Origin of the sequence: Microbacterium maritypicum MF109 (assembly GCF_000455825.1) — a bacterium.
Lineage (GTDB): Bacteria > Actinomycetota > Actinomycetes > Actinomycetales > Microbacteriaceae > Microbacterium > Microbacterium maritypicum_A.
Window position 1 is genome coordinate 1 of record NZ_ATAO01000217.1, and the last position, 20,859, is coordinate 20,859.

Annotated in this window: 23 protein-coding genes and 1 tRNA gene; 7 read left to right on the forward strand and 17 right to left on the reverse strand. The window is 68.3% G+C overall.

Annotation, left to right across the window (positions count from 1 at the left end):
• Nucleotides 1-520 (forward strand): hypothetical protein (locus L687_RS37775; RefSeq protein WP_021201049.1); only part of this gene is annotated, 520 nt, incomplete at its 5' end.
• 28 nt (nucleotides 521-548) lie between these two features.
• Here L687_RS37775 and L687_RS37780 read toward each other — a convergent pair.
• Genes L687_RS37780 through L687_RS37800 form a run of 5 tightly spaced genes read right to left on the reverse strand, consistent with a single transcriptional unit; the run spans nucleotide 549 to nucleotide 3,579 of the window.
• Nucleotides 549-1,046: a hypothetical protein gene (locus tag L687_RS37780; protein WP_021201050.1), complete on the reverse strand. Its 498-nt coding sequence runs from the start codon at nucleotides 1,044-1,046 to the stop codon at nucleotides 549-551.
• Complete coding sequence (locus tag L687_RS37785) at nucleotides 1,043-1,693, reverse strand: hypothetical protein (protein ID WP_021201051.1); 651 nt, start codon at nucleotides 1,691-1,693, stop codon at nucleotides 1,043-1,045. Before L687_RS37785 ends, L687_RS37780 begins: the two co-directional genes overlap by 4 nt.
• Nucleotides 1,690-2,307 (reverse strand): signal peptidase I, encoded by a 618-nt coding sequence (locus tag L687_RS37790; RefSeq protein ID WP_021201052.1) that lies wholly within the window; start codon nucleotides 2,305-2,307, stop codon nucleotides 1,690-1,692. The genes L687_RS37785 and L687_RS37790 overlap by 4 nt, the downstream gene beginning before the upstream one ends.
• Nucleotides 2,308-2,333: 26 nt before the next feature.
• On the reverse strand, nucleotides 2,334-2,951 hold the full coding sequence (locus L687_RS37795; protein ID WP_021201053.1) for a SipW-dependent-type signal peptide-containing protein: 618 nt from the start codon (nucleotides 2,949-2,951) through the stop codon (nucleotides 2,334-2,336).
• Nucleotides 2,952-2,958: 7 nt separating this feature from the next.
• The gene (locus tag L687_RS37800; protein ID WP_021201054.1) at nucleotides 2,959-3,579 is read right to left on the reverse strand and encodes a SipW-dependent-type signal peptide-containing protein; all 621 of its coding nucleotides are present in this window, start codon (nucleotides 3,577-3,579) and stop codon (nucleotides 2,959-2,961) included.
• Between the two features lie 279 nt (nucleotides 3,580-3,858).
• Between L687_RS37800 and L687_RS37805 the strand changes: the two genes are divergently transcribed.
• Both L687_RS37805 and L687_RS37810 read left to right on the forward strand, forming a co-directional pair.
• The gene (locus tag L687_RS37805) at nucleotides 3,859-5,580 is read left to right on the forward strand and encodes an MDR family MFS transporter (protein ID WP_021201055.1); all 1,722 of its coding nucleotides are present in this window, start codon (nucleotides 3,859-3,861) and stop codon (nucleotides 5,578-5,580) included.
• Complete coding sequence (locus tag L687_RS37810; RefSeq protein ID WP_031207956.1) at nucleotides 5,567-6,055, forward strand: MarR family winged helix-turn-helix transcriptional regulator; 489 nt, start codon at nucleotides 5,567-5,569, stop codon at nucleotides 6,053-6,055. Before L687_RS37805 ends, L687_RS37810 begins: the two co-directional genes overlap by 14 nt.
• On the opposite strand, the gene L687_RS37815 is transcribed toward L687_RS37810, so the two are convergent.
• Nucleotides 5,994-6,938, reverse strand: coding sequence for a LysR family transcriptional regulator ArgP (locus L687_RS37815; RefSeq protein ID WP_021201057.1), 945 nt, complete (start codon nucleotides 6,936-6,938; stop codon nucleotides 5,994-5,996). The genes L687_RS37810 and L687_RS37815 overlap by 62 nt on opposite strands.
• Before the next feature lie 70 nt (nucleotides 6,939-7,008).
• Between L687_RS37815 and L687_RS37820 the strand changes: the two genes are divergently transcribed.
• Nucleotides 7,009-7,671: a LysE/ArgO family amino acid transporter gene (locus L687_RS37820; protein ID WP_021201058.1), complete on the forward strand. Its 663-nt coding sequence runs from the start codon at nucleotides 7,009-7,011 to the stop codon at nucleotides 7,669-7,671.
• Nucleotides 7,672-7,677: 6 nt separating this feature from the next.
• Here the strand turns inward: L687_RS37820 and L687_RS37825 are convergent, their stop codons facing one another.
• The 9 genes from L687_RS37825 to L687_RS37865 form a co-directional block, all read right to left on the reverse strand.
• Nucleotides 7,678-8,034, reverse strand: coding sequence for an iron chaperone (locus L687_RS37825; protein ID WP_021201059.1), 357 nt, complete (start codon nucleotides 8,032-8,034; stop codon nucleotides 7,678-7,680).
• Nucleotides 8,035-8,082: 48 nt separating this feature from the next.
• Nucleotides 8,083-8,886: an amino acid ABC transporter ATP-binding protein gene (locus L687_RS37830; protein ID WP_021201060.1), complete on the reverse strand. Its 804-nt coding sequence runs from the start codon at nucleotides 8,884-8,886 to the stop codon at nucleotides 8,083-8,085.
• Complete coding sequence (locus L687_RS37835; RefSeq protein ID WP_021201061.1) at nucleotides 8,873-9,538, reverse strand: amino acid ABC transporter permease; 666 nt, start codon at nucleotides 9,536-9,538, stop codon at nucleotides 8,873-8,875. The genes L687_RS37830 and L687_RS37835 overlap by 14 nt, the downstream gene beginning before the upstream one ends.
• A 3-nt stretch (nucleotides 9,539-9,541) precedes the next feature.
• A complete protein-coding gene (locus tag L687_RS37840; protein WP_021201062.1) occupies nucleotides 9,542-10,363 on the reverse strand; it encodes an amino acid ABC transporter substrate-binding protein in 822 nt (273 codons plus the stop codon).
• 208 nt (nucleotides 10,364-10,571) lie between these two features.
• Nucleotides 10,572-11,261, reverse strand: coding sequence for a 50S ribosomal protein L1 (gene rplA / locus L687_RS37845; RefSeq protein WP_021201063.1), 690 nt, complete (start codon nucleotides 11,259-11,261; stop codon nucleotides 10,572-10,574).
• An 11-nt stretch (nucleotides 11,262-11,272) separates the two neighbouring features.
• Entirely contained in the window at nucleotides 11,273-11,704 is a 432-nt protein-coding gene (gene rplK / locus L687_RS37850) for a 50S ribosomal protein L11 (RefSeq protein ID WP_017829145.1), read from the reverse strand.
• A gap of 248 nt (nucleotides 11,705-11,952) precedes the next feature.
• Nucleotides 11,953-12,996: a transcription termination/antitermination protein NusG gene (gene nusG / locus L687_RS37855; protein ID WP_021201064.1), complete on the reverse strand. Its 1,044-nt coding sequence runs from the start codon at nucleotides 12,994-12,996 to the stop codon at nucleotides 11,953-11,955.
• Between the two features lie 40 nt (nucleotides 12,997-13,036).
• The gene (gene secE, locus L687_RS37860; protein ID WP_021201065.1) at nucleotides 13,037-13,309 is read right to left on the reverse strand and encodes a preprotein translocase subunit SecE; all 273 of its coding nucleotides are present in this window, start codon (nucleotides 13,307-13,309) and stop codon (nucleotides 13,037-13,039) included.
• Between the two features lie 40 nt (nucleotides 13,310-13,349).
• A tRNA-Trp gene (locus tag L687_RS37865) sits at nucleotides 13,350-13,422 on the reverse strand.
• A gap of 195 nt (nucleotides 13,423-13,617) precedes the next feature.
• On the opposite strand from L687_RS37865, the gene L687_RS37870 reads away from it, so the two are divergent.
• Together L687_RS37870 and L687_RS37875 are read left to right on the forward strand one after the other, a co-directional pair.
• Nucleotides 13,618-15,441: an HSP90 family protein gene (locus L687_RS37870; protein ID WP_040569822.1), complete on the forward strand. Its 1,824-nt coding sequence runs from the start codon at nucleotides 13,618-13,620 to the stop codon at nucleotides 15,439-15,441.
• 23 nt (nucleotides 15,442-15,464) lie between these two features.
• On the forward strand, nucleotides 15,465-18,263 hold the full coding sequence (locus L687_RS37875; RefSeq protein ID WP_021201067.1) for a hypothetical protein: 2,799 nt from the start codon (nucleotides 15,465-15,467) through the stop codon (nucleotides 18,261-18,263).
• Between the two features lie 42 nt (nucleotides 18,264-18,305).
• On the opposite strand, the gene poxB is transcribed toward L687_RS37875, so the two are convergent.
• A complete protein-coding gene (poxB, locus tag L687_RS37880; RefSeq protein WP_021201068.1) occupies nucleotides 18,306-20,030 on the reverse strand; it encodes a ubiquinone-dependent pyruvate dehydrogenase in 1,725 nt (574 codons plus the stop codon).
• 181 nt (nucleotides 20,031-20,211) lie between these two features.
• Between poxB and L687_RS42900 the strand changes: the two genes are divergently transcribed.
• Entirely contained in the window at nucleotides 20,212-20,382 is a 171-nt protein-coding gene (locus L687_RS42900; protein ID WP_021201069.1) for a hypothetical protein, read from the forward strand.
• A 16-nt stretch (nucleotides 20,383-20,398) separates the two neighbouring features.
• Here the strand turns inward: L687_RS42900 and L687_RS37885 are convergent, their stop codons facing one another.
• The gene (locus L687_RS37885) at nucleotides 20,399-20,836 is read right to left on the reverse strand and encodes a pyridoxamine 5'-phosphate oxidase family protein (protein ID WP_021201070.1); all 438 of its coding nucleotides are present in this window, start codon (nucleotides 20,834-20,836) and stop codon (nucleotides 20,399-20,401) included.
• Between the last annotated feature and the right edge of the window lie 23 nt (nucleotides 20,837-20,859).

The window sequence follows — 20,859 nt, forward strand, 5'->3', positions numbered from 1 at the left end:
TATAAGAGACAGCGCCTACACCGATCATGGTCGACGACGCGAGCCCGAGATCGCGGCATGGGTCGCGGCCACCCATGGCATCCTTCCCTCCTCCGCACTGTTCCGCGCCGAGGTCGAGCACCGGCACCTGGCCACCCCCGACGGCATCGCGGTCGACGCCGACGGACGCGTGAAGCTCGCCGAGATCAAGACCACGAACAAGGCGTTCCGGGGCATCCCGCGCACCTACCTCCGTCAGGTGTGGTGGCAGCAGCACGTGCTCGGCGCCGAGCGGACCCTGTTCGTCTGGGAAGAGCACGTCGACTTCGCCCCGATCCACGATGAGCCGCGCTGCGTGTGGATCGACCGCGACGACCGCGAGATCGCGAAGCTCGTCGGCCTCGCCACGGATCTCATCGATGAGCTCTACCGACGCACCACCGGCCAGCAGGTTCCGAGCCGGGTGATGGATGCCGCCGCGAGCCGGCGCGAACAGCTCCGTGAACGCGACGCGTTCCGCGCGCTGGCCCTCGCCGACTGATCCGACCCCGCCGAGGCCGAGCCCGCCCTCACGTGCAGGTGTTGTTGCCACCGAGACCGAGCAGACCACCGACCGAGAGCGTGCGTGTCGCGGCCGGTGAGACCCACGACGTTCCCGCGTAGATCGTCTCGACCTTCACCGCGTTGGACGATCCGAGAAGACTCCCCAGCAGCGTGTTCAGCAATCCGGAGCTGATCGTGGACGAGTAGGTGTAGGGGCCGGATCCGCTCTGCGTGACGTTGCTGTTGTCGACGACGACGTTGTTGATCGACAGCCGCTGCTGCACGGTCAGGTAGGGCGATGTCCACGTGATCGTGAAGCCGGTGAACGTGCCGAGGAAGCTCGTCACCGTGCACGAGGTGACCACGGGGGCGGCCAGGGTCGCCGCGGTGAACGTGCGCGTCGCATACTCGCTGTCGGTGAACGCGGCGTCGGTGACCTGCACAGCGGGCGTCGAGGCGACGCCGACAAGCACGACGATGCCGAGGGCCCCTGCCAGGATGCGTGCGCGCGTCGGCCGCCTCATCGTCGACTCCGCGTCTCTGACGTCGCGCGTCGACGCCGACCCGCGAGTGCGATGCCCGACGCCACCAGCGCCGAGCCGGCCATGACCGCCCACGGCATGCCCGGTGGCAGCCCCGTCGTCGCGAGGCCGCCGTCCGACCCCACGATCACCGTCTCGCCCGCCCCCTGCGCGTGCACGCGCACATCGGTACTGCCCGCACCCGCACCCCCGGAGGGATCCAGGAAGATCGCGAGGCGAAGATGCGCCGTCTCGGTGTCGGCGACCTGTGCGAGCGGGATCTCGACCCCGTCGCGCGGGATGCTCCACGACGTGCGAAGCGTGGCGGCGCCATGGGGACACCCGGCGTCGGTCCATTCCTGCAGGCACAGGGCGACGTCGAGGAGCAGCTGTGCATCACCCGTCGCGCTGACCGCGATCCGCACGACCCCCGGATCCGGGGCATCGGCACTCACCGCGATGTCCCATTCCACCGGCTGTCCCGGCAGCAGACTGCCGGCTGCCGTCCAGTCCGCGACGGAGACGAGGCGCAGGACCGACCCCTGGATGATCTGCGTCGTCGGCGCACCCCATGCGGCCGTCGGCATCGTGACCACCGGCATCGTGACCGCGAGGACGGAGAGCAGGACGACGGCGAGCGCGCGCCTCATGGGCCGTTCCCGTCGGGATCGCGCCCGGACCGATGCTGCCCGCGCGGCCAGAACGCCCAGACGACCAACGACGTCGCCGCAACTGTCAGGGCTCCCAGCACGATCGGGTTCCCCATACCCGCGACGACGAGCGCGATACCGGGAACGGAGAACAGCACCTTCCGCACCGATGTCACCGAGCAGGGGAAGGGATCGTCTGCGGCGTTCGCGTCGCCACGCATCGAGATCACCCGTTCATCCGCGCTCGCACCCCGGACGATCGTGGTGACGCGGTGGGTCACCGGCAGCTCCCCTTCGCGGTCGACGGTCACGACGTCGCCGACCTCGATCTCGGTCGCCGGGACGCGCTGCACCACCGCGACGGAGCCCGCGGGGATCGTCGGGGACATCGACCCGGTGCGGAACATGATGAGCGTGATCTGCGCCGTGAAGGCGAGCACGACGAGCAGGATGCAGATCGCCCCGGCGACCGCAGCCATCCAGAGCAGCGCGTCGCCGATCACACGCCCCGGCCGCATGCCGGTATGTACCCTCGCCGCGGTCGCGTGGGGTTCGACCGCGGCGAGGGACGTCTCTTTCTCGCGCAGGCTCCTTCGCGTCATGGGGGTCGTCATCTCGTCCTCCTCCCTGCCATCCGCGCCTACGACGACGTTCCGAGGAACTGCCAGGTCTGCGTCATCGTGAGTCCCTGCGCGGCGTTCGGGGCCGTCGTCGGGAGAGTGACCGCGAAGCAGTAGTTGACCTGAGCCGCACCGTTCGCCGTCACCGCCTGCATCCCCGAACCCCCGGCGGTGAGCGCCGACCCGTCCGCGACGACGGCCGTCCCCGCCGCGTACGTGGTCGCGTTGCAGGTGGTGCCCGCGATGGTGCGCACACCGTAGGTGAGATACGTCGCGAGCCCCGTGCCGCCGGGTGTTCCCGCGGTCAGCTGGAGGGTTCCCGCCACCGAGGGGTTCGCCGTCTTCACGCTGAACAGCGCATACGTCGCGTTCCCCGGCGCCATCGCGGTGGGCGCGAGCTGGAAGTTCAGGGTCGCCGCCGCGCCCGTGGTGGCGTGACTCGAGAACGTGGAACCGTCGACCGCTCCGACGATGTCGAATCTCCCGGCCGTGAAGCTGGCGGATCCGTACTCGGAGTCATTCCAGGCGGCGAGGGTGGCGGCGACGCCGATGCCGAGTACGAGCCCGCCCGCGAGGACGGCTCTCAGCCGACGGGAGCGCAGCCGCCGCCTCTCCCGCACATCTCTGCGGGTGACCATCACATGCTCAGTTCGTCGACGTGGCCGTGAACTTCCAGGTGGCGTTGGTCACCAGGCTCGGCGTGAGCGACGCATCCGCCGTCACCTTGAAACACAACTGCACCGCCGTGCCGGGCACGGCCGATGTGCCGCCGGCCGTGAGCGGAACCTGCGTCACGCCGGTCTGCACATCGAGCGTCGCTCCGGTCGCGATGGGCGTGCCCGTGGCACTCGCCGCGTTGCACGTGGCGCCCGGCGCGAGCTGGTAGATCGAGTACGACAGATGACCGGTGTTCGAACTCGCGGCGGGGTCGGCCGTCGTGCCGTCGGCGACGAGGTTCGCTCCGCTCGTGGTGCCGGCTGCGAGGCGCACCCAGAATCCGGCGTAGACCGAACTCGTCGGCGACATGTTGCCCACGAGCCCCGCCGGCAGGGTGAAGGCGAGAGTCGCCGCGGAGCCAGCGGAGTTGTGGTCGGCGTACGCGGTGCCGTCGGTGGACCCCTGCAGATTGAATGCGCCCGCGGTGAACGTGCCGTTCGCGAACTCGGAGTCGTTCCAGACCGCGAGCGTCACTGCGGCGCCGATGCCGAGCACGAGTCCACCGGCCAGTACCGCCAGGACCTTGCGCTGGGTTGCCTTGGTTGCCATGTCGCTTCCCCCTCAGGAATTCGTGAACCACGCGAATGCCTGTCGTCCGGTCGCCCCTCAACGACCCCGCATCCGCGCGTTTGCGCCATCCTCTCCCCGCCTCATCCGCAGAACAAGGCGATTTCGCGCACGACATTCGCTCATCCCGCGCAGATCCGAATCCCTCTCGAAGATCGTTGACGTATATCAACGATCGGCGTATAGTTGACGCAGTTCAACCATCTCGTGCGCGCCAGAGCTGTCGCAGCATCTCCACCACCCTTCTGCGAAAGGTCACGCATGACCACGGATTCCCCCGTCAAGATGACGCATCGCCAGGTGCTCGAAGCCCTCACCGGCCTCCTCCTCGGCATGTTCGTCTCGATGATCGCGACCACGGTGGTCTCCACCTCGATGCCGGTCATCGTGCACGACCTCGGCGGCGACCAGGCCGCCTACACCTGGGTCATCACGGCGACGCTCCTCACCACCGCGATCTCGACCCCGATCTGGGGCAAGCTCGCCGACCTGTTCAATCGCAAGCTGTTGATCCAGATCGCGATCATCGTCTTCGTCGGAGCGACCGCTGCGGCCGGATTCGCGCAGGACACCAACACCCTCATCGCCTTCCGCGCCATCCAGGGCATCGGCGGCGGTGGGCTCGCCGCCCTCAGCCAGGTCATCATGGCCGACATCATCAGCCCGCGCGAGCGCGGCCGCTACATGGGTCTGTTCGGTGCCGTGATGGCTGTCGCCACCGTGGGCGGCCCGCTGCTCGGCGGATGGATCACCGACGTCGCCAACTGGCGCTGGAACTTCTTCGTCGCCCTCCCCTTCGCCGTGGCCGCACTGATCATCCTGCAGAAGACTCTGCACATCAGCACCGAGCGCACCCGCAAGGTGTCGATCGACTACATCGGCATCGTGCTGCTGTCGGCCGCCGTCTCGCTGATCCTCATCTGGATCACCAACGCCGGCTCGACGTTCGACTGGTGGAGCACAGAGACCGTGCTCATGGTCGGCGGCGCGATCGTCTCGGCCATCGCCTTCATCATCGTCGAGCTCAAGGTGCGCGAGCCGCTCATCCCGCTCACGCTGTTCCGCGGCCGCACCTTCACCCTCTCGGTGCTCGCGTCGATCTCGATCGGCGTCGCGATGTTCGGCACCTCGGTGTACCTCGCGCAGTACATGCAGCTCTCCCGCGGTGCGACGCCGACCGAGGCCGGGCTCATGACCCTGCCGATGATGGCCGGCCTCCTGATCTCGTCGATGGTCATCGGCCAGCTCGTCACCCGTTTCGGCAAGTGGAAGGGCTACCTGATCCTCGGGTCCGTGCTGCTGATCGCGGGCTCCGTGATGCTGTCCACGTTGCACTACGACACGAACTTCGTCCTCGTCTCGATCTACATGTTCGTGATGGGCGCGGGCGTCGGCATGACCATGCAGAATCTCGTGCTCATCGTGCAGAACGTCGCGAAGCCCAGCGAGATGGGCGTCGCGAGCTCGGGCGTGACCTTCTTCCGCAGCCTCGGCGGCACGATCGGCGTCTCCGTCATGGGCGCCGTGCTCGCGAACAGCCTCACCGGTCTGTTCAGCGACGGCAAGGAGCGCATCGGGGCAGCGATCGCCCAGCTCGGCGACAAGGGCGCCGAAGTCGCCGCACAGCTCTCCAGCGGAACGCTGCCGGAGGTCCGCCTCCTCCCGGAACCGGTGCGCTCGATCATCGAGGACTTCTACGCCCAGGCCATCTCGCACGCGTTCCTGATCGGCATCCCGCTCGCGGTGATCAGCCTCATCGCGATCCTGTTCCTGCCGAACCGACCGCTGACGACGATGACCACGACGGAGCGCGCCCAGGCGGACGCCGCGAAGAAGAAGCCCGTCGACGGCAGCGTCGACGGCGCGGTCGACGTGGCGATCGCCGACGCGACTGCGCTCTCCGGTGCCCCGACGACCGGTACCGTGACGGTCGTCGACCGCGCAGGTGACCGTGGGGACGGCGCCTCCGATGTCCGACGCTGAGAAAGACATCGACACCCCGGAGGCGCGGGCCGAAGCGGTCCGCGCCCTCGAGGCGGAGTTCAGTGAGCTGATCACGCACTTCCGCCGCGTCATCACTGAGAACGCCCATCGGGTGAGCCCCGGTCTGCTGCCCGGCGGCTACAAGATCTTCACGACGATCGCCCGATGCGAACGGGTGACCGTGTCGACGCTGTCCGAGCGGATGCTCATGGACAAGGGACAGGTCAGCCGCACGGTGCGCGAGCTGGAGGAACTCGGTCTGATCGAACGCACCGCCGACCCCGCCGACGGCCGTTCGTCCCTCCTGGAGCTCACGCCCCTCGGCACGGAGCGGTTGTCAGCGGCTCGACTGCCGCAGGAGGGCCTGCTGCTGCGCACGCTCGAGCAGTGGAGCCTCACCGACATCGGCAACCTCACCCGGCTGCTGCACGCCCTGGCTTCCGGAGTGACACCGGGGTCGACCGCGGCCGATTGACCGGGACGCTGCCGAGGACGCGCCGGGCCTCGGTGGCGACCTCCGCGGCGATCGTGTCGAGCAATTCCGAGCGCAGGTTCCACTGCTGCCAATAGAGCTGCACGCGCAGGGTCGGTCCCCCCAACGGCACGAGCCCAGCCGACTCCTGCAGCAGCGGCACCATGCCCCAGCCGAGTCCGAGGGTGACCGCGAGGGCGTAATCGTGGGATGCCGGGACGTAGTGCCGCGGCACGCCCTCCTGCGCGACCGACATCGCCCTGAGCCATTCGTGCTGCAGGGTGTCCCTCCGGTCGAAGTCGACGAACGGCGCGGCCGTCAACGCGGTCGATGTCACTCCCTTGGGGAACCATCGGGCGGCGAACCCCGGCTCTGCCATCGCCCGATACTCGAGCACTCCGAGCGGCGACACGGAGCAGCCGGAGACCGGAGTCTCCTCACTCGTGACGGCCGCCATCACCGTCCCCGACTCCAGCAGACGGGCGGTGAAGTTCTGGTCATCTCGATGCAGGTCGAAGTCGATGTCGTGCGCTGCGGACAGGCGCGCGAGCGGAGCGAGGAACCAGGTCGCCATCGAGTCGGCGTTGACCGCGAGGGGGATGCTGATCCTGCGCGCCGCGCCGGCCTCGTCGATACCCACCCCGGCCAGCGCATCATGCTCCAGCAGAGCGACCTGCCGCGCCAGACGGACGACCGCCTCCCCCGCCTGCGTCAGCCGTGCGGGCTTGGTGCGCACGACCAGGATGCGCCCCAGCTGCTGCTCGAGAGTCTTCAACCGCTGACTCACCGCGGAAGGAGTGATCTGCAGTCGCCTCGAGGCGGCATCCAGTGTCCCCTCGTCGACGATGGCGGCGAGGGTGGCCGCGAGTTCGGGATCGATTCGCACATCAGCAATGCTAATGGTTCGGTAGAAATCTTCGCTTCTCTTGATGTCCGGCCGTTCCTAGGCTGTATCCATGCTCACGGTTCTCGCCGGCCTCGGCCTCGGTCTCTCCCTCATCGTCGCCATCGGCGCGCAGAACGTCTTCGTGCTGCGTCAGGGGATCCGCCGCGAGCACGTCCTCGCCGTCGTGGCCATCTGCGCGCTCTCCGACGCAGCGCTGATCGCGGCGGGCGTCGCCGGGCTCGGCTTCGTGATCTCTGCCGCGCCGTGGCTGGTGGTCGTCGCACGATGGGCGGGGGCGCTGTTCCTGCTGACCTATGGCATCCTGGCCGCACGCCGGGCCTGGCGTGGAGGTGAAGAGCTGGTCGTCGAGACCTCCGACTCCTCGCCCTCCGCATCGCTCGCATCGAGCGGCGTGACGGCGACGCTCACTCGCACGCGGTTGACACCCGTGATCCTGACGACGCTCGCGCTGACGTGGCTCAACCCTCACGTCTATCTCGACACCGTGCTGATGCTCGGATCGATCGCGGCCACCCACGGCGACGAGCGCTGGCTGTTCGCGGGCGGGGCGATCGCCGCCAGCATCCTGTGGTTCACGGCGCTGGGGTTCGGCGCCCGCTATCTGGGGCGCTGGTTGCGCACCCCGCGGTCGTGGCGCATCCTCGACGCCGTGATCGCGGTGGTCATGATCGCGATCGCGATCAGCCTCGTGCTGCCGGTGCTAGGAATCTGAGCGGAGTCAGACGCTGTCGATCTGCGCGAGCCGGGCGCGGACGAGCGTCTCGAGCACCTCGCCCGGGATCGGATGCTCGGGCTGGAACCGGATGGTGCCCTTGTCGACGCTGACTCCCGGATGCCCGTCGAGCATGTCGGCGACGGCGGCGACGGCATCCGGGCTGAACGGGTAGATGCCGATGTGCTTCTTGGCGCGCATCACCGAGAGCAGCGGCTTGCCGCCGTGCACGAGCGCGGGCATGCCGTAGCCCGTGCCCTGCTCCGCATCCGGAGCCTCCCGACGGGCGACCGCATAGACGCGGTCGATCGCATCACGATCGGCAACGGCGAGATCTGCGAGGTAGTCGTCGATGGTTCCCACGAGGGCATCCTGCCACCGATCGGCGCACAGGGCGAGGAGATCGCCGGATCAGGCCCCGTCGAGCGGCCGCATGATGCGGGTGAGGAATCGCTGCGTGCGCTCGTGCTTCGGCGCGCTAAAGATCTCGGCCGGCGGCCCCTGCTCCACGACGACGCCGCCGTCCATGAACAGCACGTGATCGGCGGCCTCGCGCGCGAAGCTCAGCTCGTGGGTGACGACCGCCATGGTCCAGTTCTCGTCCGCGAGCTCCTTGATCACGAGCAGCACTTCGCCGACGAGCTCCGGATCGAGCGCACTGGTCGGCTCGTCGAACAGCAGCAGGTCGGGCTTGAGCGCGAGCGCGCGCACGATTCCCACGCGCTGCTGCTGCCCACCGGAGAGTTGGTGCGGGCGGGCATCCGCCTTGTCGGCCAGGCCGACCCGGTCGAGCAGCGCGAGTGCGTCGGCGACCGCTTCGGTCTTCGGCCGCCCCTGCACCCGCCACGGCCCCTCGATGACATTCTCGAGCACCGTCAGGTGCGGGAAGAGATTGTGGTGCTGGAACACCATCGCCGAGCGGTCGCGCAGCGCGAGTCGCTTCTGCTTCTGCACGCGGGGCTTCGGCTGCACGGCGGGCGAGAAGTCGATCTCCGGGCCGCCCGCGACGACGATCGTGCCGGCGTCGGGCGTCTCCAGCCCGTTGAGCGCACGGAGCACCGTCGTCTTGCCCGAGCCGCTGGGGCCGATGAGCACGACGACCTCGCCACGGTGCAGAGTCAGATCGATGCCGCGGAGCACCTCGTTGTCACCGAAGCTCTTGTGCAGGCCACGGGCGGTGAGCAGAGCCTCTGAAGTGTTGTCAGTGCGCGACACGACTGTCGAGCCTCCTCTCGAGGGCGCTCTGTCCGAACGACAGCACCAGGCAGAACACCCAGTAGACCAGCGCCGCGGCGAGGTAGAGCACCATGAACTCGTAGGTCGTCGACGCGATCTGCTGGGCCACCTTGAACAGCTCGGTCACGAGGATCAGCGACGCGAGCGAGGTGTCCTTCACGAGGGAGATGAACGTGTTCGACAGCGGCGGCACCGACACCCGCGCCGCCTGCGGCAGGATGATGCGCGTGAGCGTGCGCGTGCGGTTCATCCCCACGGTGTACGCGGCCTCCCACTGCCCCTGCGGGACGGAGAGGATGGCCGCACGCACCACCTCGGCGCCGTAGCCGCCGACGTTGAGCGAAAGCGCGATGATCGCGCTCGGCCATGGATCGATCGTGATCCCGATCGACGGCATGCCGTAGAAGATCACGAACAGCTGCACCAGCAGCGGCGTCCCCCGGATCACCGAGATGTAGAACCGCGCGACGCCAGAGAGGAGCGGGTTCACGGAGATCCGCATCAGCGCGATGCCGATGGCGATGACGAGTCCCAGCGCGAACGATGCCAGTGCGAGCGGCACCGTCGCCGTCAGCCCCGCCCAGGCGATCGGCCCGAGCGAGTCGAGGAACAGCTGCCAGGGGTTCTCCATCGATTACTGCGAGACGTCTTCGCCGAAGTACTTCTTGCTGATCTCGGCCAGAGTTCCGTCCGCACGCAGCTCGTCGAGCGCCCCGTCGACCGCCGTGACGAGCGCTTCCTTGTCCTTGGTGAACGCGAAGGCCTGCTCGCCGGCATCGTCGGTCTCGGCGGCGATCTTCAGACCGGTCGGGCTGTTGGTCGTCTCGTAGTCGAGGAACGTCAGCTTGTCGTTGATGGTCGCATCGACGCGGCCCTGACGCAGGAGCTCGACGGCCTGCGCCCAGCCCTCGACGCCCTCGACCTTGGCACCCGATTCGGTGGCGAGGTCGTTCCAGTTGCTCGTGAGCGACTGTGCGGTGGTCTTGCCCTCGAGGTCGGCGAACGACGAGATCGAGTCGTCGTCCTCGTTCACGACGATCACGCCGGGCGAGACCGTGTAGGGCGTGCTGAAGAGGTATTTCGCCTCGCGCTCGTCGTTGATCGTGACCTGGTTGGCGATCACGTCGAAGCGTCCGGCGTCGAGGCCCGCGAAGATTGCATCCCACTGGGTCTCTTCGAACTTCACCTCGAGGCCGAGCTTGTCGGCGACGGCTTCGATGATCTCCACGTCGTATCCGGTCAGGTCACCGGCGCCGTTGTCGCCGTGGAAGCTGAACGGGCGATACGTGCCCTCGGTTCCGACGGTGAGCGTGCCGTCCTTCGCGAGACCGTACTCCGAACTCGCGGAGCTCTCGCCACTGCCCGAGGTGCTCGCGGGCGTGCTCGACCCGCTGCAGGCGGTCAGGGCTGCGGCGGCGACGACGAGTGCGGTGACGGCGATGAGACGACGGGACATGAACCCTCCTGGGGTGTGAAGCGCGGTGCGAGTTTACGCGACCGACGCGGGAACTCCCCCACAGTACGTGGCGCTCGGCGGTTCGCCGCATCCGATGACGTTGCGTTTCGCGGGCTGGCCGGCCCTCTCGGGGTCCCACCCCGCTCTCGCGCCAGCAGGACGCAGAAACGCCCCCGGGCGAACCCGGGGGCGTTTCAGAGAGTCAGACTCAGATGGAGTTGACGTCCAGCGGGATGCCGGGGCCGAACGTGGTCGACACCGCACCCTTCTGGATGTAACGGCCCTTCGAGCTCGACGGCTTGAGGCGGACGATCTCCTCGAGCGCTGCGCCGATGTTCTCGTTCAGCTGCTCTGCGGTGAAGGATGCCTTGCCGACGACGAAGTGCACGTTGGCGTGCTTGTCGACGCGGAACTCGATCTTTCCGCCCTTGATCTCCTCGACGGCCTTGGCCGGGTTCGGAGTCACGGTGCCGGTCTTCGGGTTCGGCATCAGACCACGCGGTCCGAGCACCTTTCCGAGACGACCGACCTGGCCCATGAGCTCCGGGGTGGAGACAGCGGCGTCGAAGTTGGTCCAGCCATCGGCGACCTTCTGGATGAGCTCGGCGCCGCCGACCTCATCTGCACCTGCGGCGATCGCAGCCTCGGCCGCGGGGCCGGTGGCGAAGACGATGACGCGGGCGGTCTTACCGGTGCCGTGGGGCAGGATGACGGTGCCGCGCACCATCTGGTCTGCCTTGCGGGGGTCGACGGCGAGCTTCAGCGCGACCTCGACGGTCGAGTCGAACTTCGTCGAGCCGGTCTCCTTCGCGAGGGCGACAGCCTCGGTGGGGGTGTAGAAACGGTCTGCCTCGATCTTCTCGGCGGCAGCCTTGTAAGCCTTGGACTTGGTAGCCATGATTATTCTCCTCAGCCCTCGACCGTGATGCCCATGGAACGGGCGGTGCCGGCGATGATCGAGATCGCGGCCTCGATGTCGTTCGCGTTCAGGTCGGCCTGCTTGGTCTCGGCGATCTGACGGACCTGGTCCTTGGTGATCTTCGCGACCTTGACGGTGTGCGGGGTCGCGGAGCCCTTGGGGACGCCGGCGGCCTTCTTGATGAGCTCCGCAGCAGGCGGGGTCTTCAGGACGAAGGTGAAGCTGCGGTCCTCGTAGACGGTGATCTCGACGGGGATGACGTTGCCGCGCTGCGACTCGGTCGCGGCGTTGTACGCCTTGCAGAACTCCATGATGTTGACGCCATGCTGACCGAGCGCGGGGCCGATCGGCGGCGCCGGGTTGGCTGCACCGGCGTTGATCTGAAGCTTGATCAGGCCGGTCACCTTCTTCTTCGGTGCCATTCTCTTTCCTTTCATCGAATCGGATGCCGGAGCATCCGCTTCTCCCACAGATCCGGCGGTTCCGGAACGTGGTCGTCTCCGCGCACGCCGAAGCGTCGCACAAACCACACAAGTCTACCCGATCAGAAGGAGTCCTGCCGGCCACGGCCGCTCAGCGGCGCAACGGACGCCTGCCCGACGCAAGAGGCGCCTGCCCGACGCAAGAACGGCCGCCCCGAGAGGGACGGCCGTTCTCGTGTGAATGTGTGTCAGACCATCTTGGTGACCTGGTCGAACGACAGCTCCACCGGGGTCTCGCGCTCGAAGAGGGAGACGAGGACCGTGAGCTTGCCGCTCTCGGGCTTGATCTCGCTGATCGAACCGGGAAGACCCGCGAACGAGCCCTCCTTGATCGTGATGGTCTCGCCGACCTCGAAGTCGACCTCGGCCGGCAGGGGACGAGCGACGGCGACGCCGCCCTTCGACGCGATGTTCTTGGCCGTGGGGACGTCCTTGACCTCGACGAGCGACTTCAGCATGTTGAAGGCCTCTTCGAAGCGCAGCGGCGTCGGGTTATGGGCGTTGCCCACGAAGCCGGTGACACCCGGGGTGTGCCGCACGACCGACCAGGTGTCTTCCGTGAGCTCCATGCGCACCAGCACATAGCCGGGGATGCGCACGCGGGTGACCATCTTGCGCTGGCCGTTCTTGATCTCGACCACGTCTTCCATCGGGACCTCGACCTGGTAGATCTCGTCCTCGACCTCGAGCGTCGACTTGCGCTGCTCGATGTTGGCCTTCACCTTGCGCTCGAAACCGGCGTAGGAGTGGATGACGTACCACTTGCCCGGGAGCATGCGGAGGTCCATGCGGAAGGCCTCGTACGGGTCTTCCTCGGCGTCCTCGTCGTCTTCGTCCGTCGAGGAGTCCTCGTCGGCCTGCGCGTCGTCGGCGCCGAGCTCGGGACCGTCGTAGGGAGTGACCTCGTCGGCCGCCTCCGCCTCCTGCTCGGCGACCTCTTCGGCCACTGATTCGTTGAGGACCTCAGCGGCAGCCTCAGACTCAGCCGCTTCGTCCAGGTTGAGAGCGTCGTTCACGATCGCGTCCGCCTCCGGGTCGTCGATGTCGATGTCGATGTCAGCCGTGTCATCCTCTTCGCCGTCCTCATCTTCGACGTGGACCGCGACGTGTTCGGCCGAGGTGACCGAGAGCTCTTCCTCAGCGAGGACGTTGCCCTCCTGGGCCTCGTCTTCCTCGCTGGACTGCTCTGCGGCGGTCGCCCAGTCGGCGTCGTCGGAATATCGTTCAGACACGTTGTTTTCTCCATAGCTGCGGCGCGAGCCGCGGGGGTCATCAGCCAGGGATTCCGAACACCCAGTGCGCCAAGAGCCCGAAGGCGAAGTCCAAGCCGTAGACGATGCCCATGACGATGATCACGAAGACGAGCACCACCCCGGTGAACTTGAACAGCTCCTTGCGAGTCGGGGTGACGACCTTGCGGAGCTCGGCGATGACCTGGCGGATGAACAGGGCGATGCTCCCGAAGAACCGGGAGAAGGGGTTGCCCTTCTTCTCGCGGGTGGCGCCGGCCGCGACGACCTCGCCGCGCGGTTCGTCCTGATCCATCCTGAATGTACCTTTCGTGTGTCAGCGTTGCGCTGACGCGCAGGGCGGACAGGAATCGAACCTGCAACCTGCGGTTTTGGAGACCGCTGCTCTGCCAATTGAGCTACCGCCCTAGAGACCGGGAGGTCTCGGGGTGTTCTCCCCACTCTGCCACCGTAGCCGCGATCAAAAGACCCCAGGCATGGCGAAAGAATGCAGACAACAACTGCCCCACAAGCATACGGCATCGATCCGGTCGCGCCGAACCGGGATCGCGATGGCGTGTTCTTGTTAGGCTCAGCGAGCGTATGCAGGAGGAGGGAGCGCCGGTGAGCGCTGAAGTGCAGCAGTTCCAGGTGGATCTGCGCGGAGTCGTCGATCTGCTCAGCCGGCACATCTACTCCAGTCCTCGCGTGTACCTGCGAGAGCTCTTGCAGAACGCCCGCGACGCGATCACCGCCCGCCGCGAGGTCGACGGTGGGGGCGGCCGCATCCGGATCACTCCGCTGACCGCCGAGACCGGCGAGTTCGTGCTGCGCGACGACGGCGTGGGACTGACCGCCACGGAGGTCGCCGATCTGCTGGCGACGGTCGGCCGCAGCTCCAAGCGGGACATCTTCGACCTCCCCCGCAGCGACTACCTCGGGCAGTTCGGCATCGGTCTGCTCAGCTGCTTCATGGTCGCCGACACGATCGTCATCCGCTCGCGCAGCGCCCGCGGCGGCGCCTCGGTCGAGTGGACCGGCAGTGCCGACGGCACGTTCCAGGTGGCCGAGATCGACGAGGAGCTGCCGATCGGCACCAGTGTGCACCTCGTCCCGCGCTTCGACGCCGACGAGCTGCTGCGCCCCGCCGCCGTGCACGAGCTGGCGACGACGTTCGGGGAGTTCCTGCCGGTACGCGTCACGATCGACGCCGCCGCCGGCGACATCGACATCACCCGAGACGCTCCGTTCCTCGACGCCGCGCAGGACCCCGAAGCGGCGGTCGGCTACGGTCGGGATCTCCTCGGCGCGAGTCCGCTCGACGTCATCGAGCTGAGCGAGCCCGCGACGGGCACGCGCGGCCTCGCGTACGTGCTGCCGTTCGCCCCTCCTCCCGGTGCACGCCAGGCCACGCGCATGTACCTGGGACGGATGCTGCTCTCCGAGCGCGTCGACGACGTGCTCCCCGACTGGGCCTTCTTCGTGCGCGCCGTGATCGATTCCACCGGCCTCGCTCCCACCGCGAGCAGGGAATCGCTCGTCGAGGACGCGGCGCTCGAACGCGTGCGCGAGCAGCTGGGCGCCGGCATCCGCCGCTGGGTGCTCGAGCTGGGGCTGCGCGAACCCCATCGTCTCGCGCAGTTCGTCGCCGTGCACGAGGTCGGCCTCAAATCCCTGGTGCGCCACGACGAGGAGCTCGCCCACTTCATCTCCCGCTGGTTGACGGTCGAGACGACGCACGGCACGGTGCGGATCGGCGACCTCGTCGAGAGATACCCGCACATCCGCTACGCGCAGAGCGTGGACGAATTCCGCCAGGTGGCCGGCATCTCCCCCTCCGATGAGGTGCTCGTCAACGGCGGCTACCTCTACGACGCCGATCTGATCCGGATGCTGCCCGACCTCTACCCGCACGTCTCCGTCGAAAAGGTGGATGTCACGGGCGAACTCGATCGTCTCGATCCGCCACCCCTCGACGACCGCGATGCGGCCGTCGCCCTCGAAGCGCGCGCCGGTGCCGTGCTCGCCGCATCCGACTGCTCCGTGGTCGTCCGGTCGATCGACCGCCCCGATCTCGCCGGGCTCTACGTGGCCGACCCCGAGGTGCTGCGGGCGATCGACCGCGGACGCACCAAGGGCGTCACCGGGGCCCTGTGGGGCGGTGTGCTGGATCGCATCGACCAGACCCTGTCATCCGCCCGCGACGACGATCTGCGCGCGCGCCTGTGCCTGAACTGGTCCAATCGGGTCGTGCGCGCCCTGGTGCGCGTGCAGGACGACGCCGTCTTCGCGCGCACCGTGCAGCTCCTCTACATCCAGGCGCTTCTCGCCGGGCACCATCCGCTCGCGGACGCCGATCGGACGCTGATGACCAGCGCCCTCGCCGACCTCGTCTCGCTCTCGGCCGGCCTGGAGGGCGACACCATCCCCTTCGGCGACGCCCGCTGACTCTCCACCGAAAGGTCCCCTCCATGGCACGTCCGAAGAAGCGCTTCCAGCAGCTGATCGAGGAGATCGATCGCACCCCCTGGGGGCCCGCAGAGCAGGCGCTGGTCTCCGAGGCCGTCGCCCTGGCGATCGAGATCGGCGACGAGCGGCTCGAGTACGAGGCTCGGATGCGTCAGACCGCGTCGGCGAACATGAACGGCGCCACCGACGTGATGCTCAACTCGTTCGCGTGGTGCCTCTCCCATCATGATGCCGACCCGCAGCGCTTCCCGGCCGATCTCGACAACGGCGGCGCCGATCTGATGTGGCAGTTCAAGTGGATGGCCTCGTCGCTGCGGTCCTCCCCCGCGTTCTCGCAGGAGCAGATCGCCGCCGTGCTCGACGACATGGAGTCGCACTACCGCGCCGCGGGGCTCGGCGTCAGCGGCGTGCTCACCGCGCGCTTCGAGGACGCCTGGGACGCCGGTCGCATGGACGAGGCCGAGGCGCTGCGCGTGCAGCTGGAGGCGACGCCGCGCGACGACCACAGCCACTGCGACGCCTGCGGACGCAGTCAGATCGCGGGCTTCTTCGCCGACACCGACCGCGACGCCGAGGCGATCGTGCTCGTCGAGGAGATGATCGAGGGCGGATTCTCCTGTGGAGAGGAGCCCGAGCACGCCCTCTCGCGCGTGCTCCTGCCCTACCTGCGTGCCGGACGCCTCGACGAGGCGAAGACCGCGCATCTGCGCAGCTACCGACTGGCCAAGGACAACCCCGACAACCTTCGCATCGTCGCCAACAACATCGTGTTCGCAGCCCTCACCGGCAACGAGGCGCGCGCGCTCGCACTGGTCGAGAAGCACATCTCCTGGCTCGCGCACGACGGCCTGAACGTCGACGCCCATTTCGCGGCGCTCGCGGCCCTCGCCGTGGCGCTGGACCGGGTGACGGCCGTCGGACACGGCGACACTCCCGTGCGCGGCGCGGAGTCGGCCGCCCTCGTCCCGTTCTTCGGCGAGCACGACGGCACCTGGAGCGCCGCCGAGCTCGCGGCAGCCGCGTGGACCGCTGCGGACCGGATCGGAGCGGGCTTCGACGGGCGTGACGGGACGGACGGGCACGCCCGCAGCCTGGAACGGATGCGGGCGCTGGCGGACGAGCGGTACGACGTTCCGATCCGCTCCGACGCGTTCGTCGCCGCGGCACCCACCACCACACCGGTCGACGCGGACGGATGGTTCGAGCGGGCGATGCAGCTCGCCCAGTTCGGCGCCGAGCACGAGACGCTCGAGGCCCTGCCCCGGGCTCTCGAGGTCGAGGACCCCGCGAAGCGCGCCCAGTTGCTCTCGATGCGCCTGGGCATCCTGATCGCCCTCGATCGCGCCGACGAGGCTCTGCAGCTCCTCCCGGAGCGTGTCGCCGCACTGCGCGCGGCCGGTCGCGATGTGCAGGCCAATCTCGAAGAACGTCTCGGCCTCGCGACGTTCGGGCTGAACACCCCGGAGACGACCGCCGCCCTCGAGGAGGAGATCGGCGCCTCCGAGCATCTCCCCGCCTGGACGCGCGGCGACCTCGCGATCAGCCGCGCCGCCCTGCACCTGCAGTCCGGCGAACCCGACGCCGCGCTCGATCACGCCGAGGTGGCGGCGCGGTCGTTCGCCGAGGCCGAGGACACCCGTCTGACGAACACCACTACGCTGCTGGCCATCTCGGCCGTGCTGAGCAAGGGCGACCTCGAAGCGGGGAGCGCGCTGCTCGACCGCTTCCTCGCTCAGGACGACCTCAGCGCGGGCCACCGGGCCCAGGCGCTGCAGACCCGCGCACGCGTGCGCGGCGGCGGGAACACATACCTGGAGGGCGCGGCCGATGCCGACGAGGCCTGCCGCCTGCTCGCCGAACTGGGAGCGACCCGCGCGCTCGGTGACGCGCACCTGCTCGCCGGAGCCCTCTGGGAGGACGCGGACGAGCCGGAGAAAGCCGTCTCGCGCTACCGCCTCGCCGCGCGCCTGGGAGGCGAAGCCGGAGCGGACACGACCGGACTCGACTTCCGTCTCGCGCGCGCGATGCTGCGTGTCGGCGATGCAGAAGAAGCCGCAGAGCTGTTCGGCGACGTGCTGCAGCGCGAGGAGGAGGCCGACGTCCCCGCCGGCTCGCGCGCCATGACCGTGTCGATGCTCGCGCGCGCCCTGAGCGCCGCGGGCGAGTTCGGTCAGTCGGTCGGTGCGCACGGCTATGCCTCCGAACTGTTCGGGCAGGCCGAGGAGCACGCGGACCAGGCGATGTCGATGACGGAGCAGGCCAAGATCCTCGCGCGCTTCGACGAGCACGACGATGCGATCGCCCTGCTCGAGTCCGCCGCCGAGATCGTGCGGCGCGCGCCCGAAGCCGTCGGCGCGCTCACCGAGGTTCTGCACAGTCTCGGCCAGGCCTACGGCGGACGCGGCGATGAGCGGGCGTTCGGGCTCTTCGACGAGGTCGCCGCCCTCGCGCAGCAGCACGAGGCCGAGTGGCTGCTCGCGGATGTGACCGACTCGCGCGCACGGGCGCTGGCCGAGCTCGGCCGTGTCGATGAAGCCGTCTCGGCTGCTCTCACCGCGGCCGACGGCTTCGCAGCGCTCGGAGACCTGGGCTCGGCCGGAGGCTCGGAGTTGTTCGCGGCACGGGTGCTCGCCGGCAACGAGCGCTCAGCCGACGCGGTCCCGGTCTACCGCAGCGCCATCGAGCACGCGGCCGGACACCCGCCGCTGTTGCAGGTGTCGGCCCTCGAGCTCGGCAACGTGCTCGAGGCACTCGGCCGTCACGGCGAAGCCGCCGAGATCCGCGCGCACCTGGAGAGCTGAGCGCAGGGCCGGCGAGACGGCGCCGTCGCTGGGGGCGCCGTCTCAGAAGAGCTGGCGCCAGTTGGCTTTCGCGAGATCGAGGAGTTCGTCGCCGCGCCCGGACATGACCGTGCGGATCGCGTAGAGCGCGAAGCCCTTGACCTGCGCCGCCTCGATCGCGGGCGGCATGGAGAGCTCCTGCCGTTCGGTGACCACGTCGAGCAGAGCGGGACCGTCATGGGCCAGCACTTCGCGGACGGCGTCGGGGAGGTCCTCGCTCCGCTCCACCCGGCGTGCGAAGATCCCCATCGCCTCGGCGATCGCAGCGAAGCTGGGGTTGTCCAGCCCCGTCCCGTACGTCACGAAACCGGCGGCCTTCATCTCGAGCTCGACGAAGTTCAACGATGAGTTGTTGACCACGACGGTCTTCACGGGCAGCTTGTTCTGCGTCAGGGTCAGCAGCTCGCCGAGCATCATCGAGAGGCCGCCGTCACCCGCGAGCGCCACGACCTGACGGTCGGGGTGTGCGACCTGGGCCCCGATGCCGTGCATCAGCGCATTGGCCATGGAGCCGTGCGTGAACGAGCCGATCAGTCGCCGGTTCTCGGTCATCGAGAGGTATCGGGCCGCCCACACGGTCGGCGACCCCACGTCGGCCGTGAAGATCGCATCGTCGGCCGCGTATTCGTCCAGGAGACGAGCGAGGTACTGCGGGTGGATGGGACGCTTGCCCTTGGCCGGCACCGCCAGCTCGTCGAGCTTCTTGCGAGTCTTGCGGTAGTGCGCGGTGGCATCGTCGAGGTGCGTGCGGTCGTCCTTGCGCGCCAGTCGAGGCAGCAGTGCGTCCGCCGTGGCACGCACATCGCCGACCAGCCCCAGATCGAGCGGATGCCGCTTGCCGAGCTGGGCACCACGGATGTCGACCTGGATCGTCGTCGCGTTGTCGGGGTAGAACTGCTCGTACGGGAAGTCGCTGCCCAGCACCAGCAGCGCGTCGGCGGCCTCCATGGCCCGGAAGCCCGAAGCGAAGCCGAGAAGCCCCGTCATCCCCACGTCGAAGGGGTTGTCGTACTCGATGAACTCCTTGCCGCGGAGCGCATGCACGATGGGAGCACCCAGTGTGTCGGCGAGCGCGATGACCTCGTCGTGCGCGCCCTCGACGCCGGCTCCCGCGAGGATCGTGACCTTCTTCGCGGCGTTCAACAGCGTCGCCGCCTTCTCGAGCTCCGCCGGATTGGGCACGACCACCGGGCGGGTGCGCTCGATCACGACGGCACGGTCGTCGGCGATGTCTGCCAGGGCGACGTCACCGGGGATCACGAGCACCGCGACCCCGCGCTCTTCGATGGCAGCACGCATGGCGATCTCCATCAGGCGCGGCATCTGCTTCGGATCGGCGACGTACTCGACGTAGACGCTGCACTCGCGGAAGAGCTCCTGCGGATGCGTCTCCTGGAAGTATCCGGTTCCGATCTCGGTGGTGGGGATGTGGGCGGCGATCGCGAGCACGGGAACACGTGAGCGGTTGGCGTCGTAGAGGCCGTTGATCAGATGCAGGTTCCCGGGCCCGCAGGATCCGGCGACGACGGCGAGCTCGCCGGTGGTTGCGGCATCGGCGGCGGCGGCGAACGCGGCGGATTCCTCGTGCCGCACATGCACCCATCGGATCGTGCCGTCTTTGCGCAGCGCATCCGTGAAGCCGTTCAGCGAGTCCCCGGGAATGCCGTAGACACGGTCGATCCCGTTGGCGTGCAGAGTCTTGACGATGTTCTCAGCGACGTTTGCCATGCTTCGACCCTACGCCCGAGGCAGGGGGCTGAGGCTCGTCGGACGACCGTGACAGATGTCACTCGAACTGCCGACATCCGACACTGTCCGCGCTTCGGCGCGCGATCTAGCCTCGAGGCATCAGAAGAAGCCGAGACGCTCGCCGGTTCATCCGGGTCACGGCACGACGAGAGGATGCAGAATGAGCGACTTCGCCATCGGAGACACCGTGCAGATCACCGGACCGACGATGACCGGCAATGTCGGAACCGTCGTCTCGATCGACGGGAAGCGGGGAAAGTACCTCGTGCGCATCACGGACGTGACCCAGAACTACTTCACTTCCGAGGAGTTGAAGCTCTTCTCCGCCTGAGGGCGACGAGCGGCGCTCAGTACTCCTGAGCACCATCCCGGTCCGGCTCTGCACTGCGACGGAACGCCCGCCCGGAGACCGACGTCGGGTCGATGCGCACGTAGACGCGCTTGAGGGTGGGGATCCAGGGGCGAAGGCCCGCGGCATCCGCGCGGTGCACGTCCGCATCCGCCTCCAGAGCGGTCGCGTGCCCGCGGACGATGACGCTCCAGGCGTCCGTGTCGGTATGATCGTCGACCTCGAACAGCACCTCGGTGTTCACCGTCAGCTCGAACAGCTTGCTGCCCGGCGCCGTGCGGAACAGGATGCCGTCGCCGTCGACCACGTAGTTCACCGGGAAGATGTCGATCGTGTCCCCGACGTGGGTGACGAGTCTTCCCAGTTCCTGCGTGCCGAGCAGCTCCCGGCTCCGGTCGGTGGTCAGCATCTCGATGGGGTCGGTGTGCGCGCTCATGCCGCCATTGTCTCCCACTCGAT